The following is a 1,740-nucleotide window of genomic DNA, read 5'->3' as shown; positions in this document are numbered from 1 at the left end:
GCACTGCTCTTTAACAATTTATCAGACAATCTGTGTGGGCACTCAAAGTGACATGGATTCTTAATGTCTTCGGACAATAAATGAATACCAAGTCTCAACGAGTGAACACGTAATTCATTACGAAGTTTAATTCATTGAGCATCAAACTTTTAAATTGAAGAGTTTGATCATGGCTCAGATTGAACGCTGGCGGCAGGCCTAACACATGCAAGTCGAGCGGTAACACAGGGAGCTTGCTCCTGGGTGACGAGCGGCGGACGGGTGAGTAATGTCTGGGAAACTGCCTGATGGAGGGGGATAACTACTGGAAACGGTAGCTAATACCGCATAACGTCGCAAGACCAAAGAGGGGGACCTTCGGGCCTCTTGCCATCAGATGTGCCCAGATGGGATTAGCTAGTAGGTGGGGTAACGGCTCACCTAGGCGACGATCCCTAGCTGGTCTGAGAGGATGACCAGCCACACTGGAACTGAGACACGGTCCAGACTCCTACGGGAGGCAGCAGTGGGGAATATTGCACAATGGGCGCAAGCCTGATGCAGCCATGCCGCGTGTATGAAGAAGGCCTTCGGGTTGTAAAGTACTTTCAGCGAGGAGGAAGGCATTAAGGTTAATAACCTTAGTGATTGACGTTACTCGCAGAAGAAGCACCGGCTAACTCCGTGCCAGCAGCCGCGGTAATACGGAGGGTGCAAGCGTTAATCGGAATTACTGGGCGTAAAGCGCACGCAGGCGGTCTGTCAAGTCGGATGTGAAATCCCCGGGCTCAACCTGGGAACTGCATTCGAAACTGGCAGGCTAGAGTCTTGTAGAGGGGGGTAGAATTCCAGGTGTAGCGGTGAAATGCGTAGAGATCTGGAGGAATACCGGTGGCGAAGGCGGCCCCCTGGACAAAGACTGACGCTCAGGTGCGAAAGCGTGGGGAGCAAACAGGATTAGATACCCTGGTAGTCCACGCCGTAAACGATGTCGATTTGGAGGTTGTTCCCTTGAGGAGTGGCTTCCGGAGCTAACGCGTTAAATCGACCGCCTGGGGAGTACGGCCGCAAGGTTAAAACTCAAATGAATTGACGGGGGCCCGCACAAGCGGTGGAGCATGTGGTTTAATTCGATGCAACGCGAAGAACCTTACCTACTCTTGACATCCAGAGAACTTTCCAGAGATGGATTGGTGCCTTCGGGAACTCTGAGACAGGTGCTGCATGGCTGTCGTCAGCTCGTGTTGTGAAATGTTGGGTTAAGTCCCGCAACGAGCGCAACCCTTATCCTTTGTTGCCAGCGGTCCGGCCGGGAACTCAAAGGAGACTGCCAGTGATAAACTGGAGGAAGGTGGGGATGACGTCAAGTCATCATGGCCCTTACGAGTAGGGCTACACACGTGCTACAATGGCATATACAAAGAGAAGCGACCTCGCGAGAGCAAGCGGACCTCATAAAGTATGTCGTAGTCCGGATTGGAGTCTGCAACTCGACTCCATGAAGTCGGAATCGCTAGTAATCGTAGATCAGAATGCTACGGTGAATACGTTCCCGGGCCTTGTACACACCGCCCGTCACACCATGGGAGTGGGTTGCAAAAGAAGTAGGTAGCTTAACCTTCGGGAGGGCGCTTACCACTTTGTGATTCATGACTGGGGTGAAGTCGTAACAAGGTAACCGTAGGGGAACCTGCGGTTGGATCACCTCCTTACCTTAAAGAACCTGCCTTTGTAGTGCTCACACAGATTGTCTGATGAAAA

General features: G+C 52.0%; 1 rRNA gene. It reads left to right on the top strand.

The features are described from left to right. Window positions 1–151: 151 nt before the first annotated feature. Window positions 152–1,691: ribosomal RNA gene (locus M987_RS23485) — 16S ribosomal RNA — on the top strand. The last annotated feature ends 49 nt before the right edge of the window (window positions 1,692–1,740 follow it).

The sequence above is a fragment of the Enterobacter soli ATCC BAA-2102 genome, assembly GCF_001654845.1.
GTDB classification, from domain to species: Bacteria; Pseudomonadota; Gammaproteobacteria; order Enterobacterales; family Enterobacteriaceae; genus Enterobacter; species Enterobacter soli.
Note: the sequence above shows the minus strand (reverse complement) of the source record. Positions and strands in the feature narration are given on the sequence as shown.